The sequence below is a fragment of the Desulfobulbaceae bacterium genome (genome assembly GCA_015231515.1).
Classification (GTDB): Bacteria; Desulfobacterota; Desulfobulbia; order Desulfobulbales; family VMSU01; genus JADGBM01.
On sequence record JADGBM010000182.1, the window covers coordinates 1 to 4,163 of the forward strand.

The window sequence follows — 4,163 nt, forward strand, 5'->3', positions numbered from 1 at the left end:
TTTCTGGATTGCCACGCTTCGCTCGCAAAGACGACGTGCTGGATTGCCACGCTTCGCTCGCAAAGACGACGTGCTGGATTGCCACGCTTCGCTCGCAAAGACGACGTGCTGGATTGCCACGCTTCGCTCGCAGATAGCACCCTCAACGGCAGGTCATAAACTCCGACTTCGATGACGACAATTATTCCCGTCACTGCGAGGAGCGTAGCGACGCGGCAGTCCAGAGCTTTTAACCCTTGGACCTACTTTTTCTGGATTGCCGCGCTTCGCTCGCAGATAGCACCCTCAACGACAGGGCATAAACTCCGACTTCGAAGACGACATTCTGGATTGCCACGCCCCTATATCTCCATCCATTGTGAGAAAAAATTGTACTGGGATTAAGATTGTAGTAAACTTGGTTCTAGCTGCACACCCCGGCAGATACGATATTGACGGACACTAAAAGTATGAGAAGGCACGATATGACTAGTATAAAATTACCGAACAATGAATCTGCCCTGCATTTTGATGGTGAGCGCTTTGTTCCTTGTGGTGATGTTTCGGATGAACTGGCAATGGAGCATTTGCATAGATATGTGGCGGCGATAGCTTTTGTTCGAGGCAAATCTGTCGTGGATATTGCCAGTGGTGAGGGTTATGGCAGTTATATTTTGTCTCAGGCGGCTGCAAGTGTGATCGGTGTGGATGTTGATCCAAAAGCTGTCGCTCATGCTCAGGCGCGATATCAGAATAACACTTTAAGGTATCTGTCCGGCAGCTGCAGTTCTATCCCCTGTCCAGATAGTTCCGTTGATGTTGTAGTCAGCTTTGAAACATTGGAACATGTTTCAGAGCATGACGAGTTTATGGCTGAAATCAAGCGGGTTTTGAAGGCTGATGGTGTTCTTTTGCTGTCGACACCAAATATTGATGGCTATAACGAGCTTCGTGATGAGACAAATCCTTTTCATTTAAAAGAGTTAACTCAGGAAGAGTTTAAGGAGTTATTGGGGCGGTATTTCAAGACATTTCATATTGGCGGCCAAGCAGGTTTTTTCTGTTCGTCGCTGGTGTTTGAGGACAGTACGGCTGATAGAGAGACAAACCATACATCCTTTTCAGTATTTGCACAGGATTCTAACGGACAGGTCTCGGTTCTTAAGCAACCGCCAAGATCTGCATATCTCATTGCGGTGGCGTCAGATGCCGATATTGACGCCCCAGTTAGCAGTTTCTACGAAGGAAATATAAAACGCAATATTATCAGCGCCTTAGAGGGTGGGATTGTCGAACGTGATGGTTGGTGTCTGGATAAAGATACCCATATCCACTCCTTGAATGATTCGATCAGGGCACTGCAGGAAAATGAAAAGAGTTTATTGCAGACCAACAGCAGCTTAAGTGATAAGTGCTCTGCTTTAGAGGATGATTTACAAAATAAGAAAGTAAAAATTGACGAAATTGAAGCCCAATTGTCTGAGTATCAATTGCATAATAAAAAGTGTATTTGTTCTCGGTTGGTTGAGAGATTGCGTAGGTGCTGTGGGTGCAGTAAGTAGAAAATGCTTGCGTTTTTATTGATTGTTTTCTCGACGTCGGAGTTTATGCCCCGCTGTTAAACGGTGTTTTCTCGCGCTTTTTGTGTCAGGACTTTTGATCAGTGCGGTGAATTGTTTTCAATGTTCCTGAGTGTTGATATATGAATATATTCGATGAGTTTGCAGAAATAATTAAACATCTTGAACATGAAGAAATTCGCTATGCTCTAGTCGGTGGTGTGGCTATGGCATTTTACGCGGAGCCAAGGTTCACCCAAGACATTGACATGATCCTGGAACCTAATGATTTTGAAAAAGCCCGCCGGATACTTGAGCAAAACGGCTATGTTGAATCGGCAACGCCCTGGAAGTTTAAAAGCACTCCGTTGACTTTACGGCGGTTTTTTAAAGCAATCAAAAACCTGATTAGCGCTAATCTTCCTCAACAAGCTCAACATCTCCAGAGGTTTTTTATCGGTGATCAATGATTTCGGACGGTTATAATTGGACAGTAAGGAGTTTTCATTTATACATAAGATAAAAAATCCCCCTGAATCCCCCTGTCATAGGGGGATTCAGGGGGATTTTGTGAAGTCTGAGACTAACTCTTATTAGTTGCCGGAGATAAAAAACACTTAGAGATTATCGAAAATGCACTTATTGCCGAAGGTGAACATGGAATTGTTCATGTTGCAGAAAAATCTGATATTATCTGGTTGAAAAGGCAAAGGAATTCACTCCAAGATCAAGCTGACATCGAAAGGTTAGAAGATGAAAAAAATTGAAAAAGTTTTCAGCCAGCTCAGTGAGCTATACGAATTTAATAAAAAACTACAATTGTATAGTTTTGCCGGGGATCAACGTGAAAAGGCTTCGCCAACTTCACCGCTAGAATCTAAAAGTGTAAGCAAACCTTGTAGTGGTTAATCATATTTTGATGCTCTGCTAATTAGTATCTGAACCTGAAAGTGTATCCGGAAGTAATCCACAAAAGGTATAGGGAAATCATGCAGCCTAAAGTATATGTACTGGTTCTAAATTATAACGGAAAACAGCATCTTGAATATTGCCTGCCGTCCATGGCGGCAACGCAATATGATAACTGTCATATTGTGTTGGTAGACAATGGCTCGACAGATGGATCCCTGGAGTTTACTCGTGAGAACTTTAAAGATGTGATCATTTTGGAGAACGGTGCCAATCTTGTTTGGGCAGGCGGCAATAACGCTGGGATAAAATATGCCCTTGAAAATGGCGCTGATTACATTGTTTTGCAAAACAATGATACAAAAGCTGATCCTCGCTGGATAGCTGGGGCGGTTGAGGTGTGCGAAAATGATCCACGGATTGGCATTGTCGGTTTTACAATGTTGCAGGAGTATATTAAGGGCGAAGATCCTGATGAGATACGATTTAAGGAGTTGTCTGCCGCCTGGGAAAAGTTGGAGTACGAAGATGCGCCCCATGTTACTGGTGCGGCTTTTTTTTCGAGAGCAGATGTTTATAGGGATTTAGGGCTGATTGACGAGGCCTATTTTGCATACGGTGAAGAGGATGATATGGCGCGGCGGATTAAGCGTGCCGGCTACTTACAGGTACGGATTAATGTGCCCCTATGGCATTACAATGGGGGGTATTGGAGTAAACGGTTGTGGAAATCTTCATGGTTTGCCATGCGCAATACAATTCGCCTTATTATCAAAAATGAATCGTATTCCGCCGGATGGCAGGAAATTAAAGAGGTGATACGTTTTGTCTGTAAACCGGGAGTTGAGTTTGATCCTAATATACCACATTGTCTGCGAATGAGGCCTTCAAATTTTATGGTTAATTCATTGGCGCTAGGATGTGCGTTTCTGTGGAACATATTTGCCTTGCCAGCTACGCTTAGTGCTCGACGGGAAGATGAACGCCGTATCGATTTGGTTAGAAAACGATGGGCGTAATATCGAAAGTTGGCCGGCAATTAGATCCTGTAGTCTCGACAACTGGTGATAATGCACCTTTGATACATGTTCTTTTCGTTCTGCACAGCGATCCTTTGGAGGGAAGTGAGTTTCCACCGGGTGGTGTCGAATTACACGTGAAGGGTTTAGCCGAAGAACTGGCTTTCTGCGGTGAAGTTGTACCAATTATCTGGGCTTCAAATGGTAGAGAACTGTCGTTAATTGAAATAGATGAGAATGGCGATTGGTGTCGTACTCGCTTGTCCCTTCCTAATCCCATAGATAATTTAACCATCACTGATTCTTTTTATACCCAAAGGTTTCAGGAAGTTCTTCAAGAATTTCAAATTGATATCATTCATGTACATCATCTGTTTAGGAGCCCCTTAGATATTTCATCTTTTTTGGGCGATTGGTCTGGTGGATTGGTTATATCGCTTCACGATTATTTTTTCCTCTGTCCCGGAATTACCCTCATTGGGCAAGATGGTAGTTTTTGCAAAGGTGGTGGACTGGATATTTGCCCGGCATGCGTCAAGAAGATAACCGGCAGGCAATTTGATATCCAAGAGTGGAGGGGAAAGCATAGACGAAATGTGGAGTATGCCGACCTGCTCTATGCACCCTCTGAAAGTACGGCATCCCTTGTTAAGGAAGTGCTAAAGCCTTGTCTGATTCATGATATTGTCGTGAGAGG

Annotated in this window: 5 protein-coding genes; all 5 read left to right on the top strand. The window is 43.7% G+C overall.

Annotated elements, in window-relative coordinates; all coding sequences use genetic code 11:
- Positions 1-464 precede the first annotated feature (464 nt).
- Entirely contained in the window at positions 465-1,541 is a 1,077-nt protein-coding gene (locus HQK80_15800) for a class I SAM-dependent methyltransferase (protein MBF0223656.1), read from the top strand.
- Between the two features lie 140 nt (positions 1,542-1,681).
- Entirely contained in the window at positions 1,682-2,008 is a 327-nt protein-coding gene (locus tag HQK80_15805; protein MBF0223657.1) for a nucleotidyltransferase family protein, read from the top strand.
- Between the two features lie 283 nt (positions 2,009-2,291).
- Positions 2,292-2,447, top strand: a complete 156-nt coding sequence (locus HQK80_15810; protein ID MBF0223658.1) for a hypothetical protein — start codon at positions 2,292-2,294, stop codon at positions 2,445-2,447.
- 80 nt (positions 2,448-2,527) lie between these two features.
- A complete protein-coding gene (locus HQK80_15815; GenBank protein ID MBF0223659.1) occupies positions 2,528-3,466 on the top strand; it encodes a glycosyltransferase family 2 protein in 939 nt (312 codons plus the stop codon).
- Positions 3,457-4,163 (top strand): glycosyltransferase (locus HQK80_15820; GenBank protein MBF0223660.1); only part of this gene is annotated, 707 nt, incomplete at its 3' end. The genes HQK80_15815 and HQK80_15820, both read left to right, overlap by 10 nt.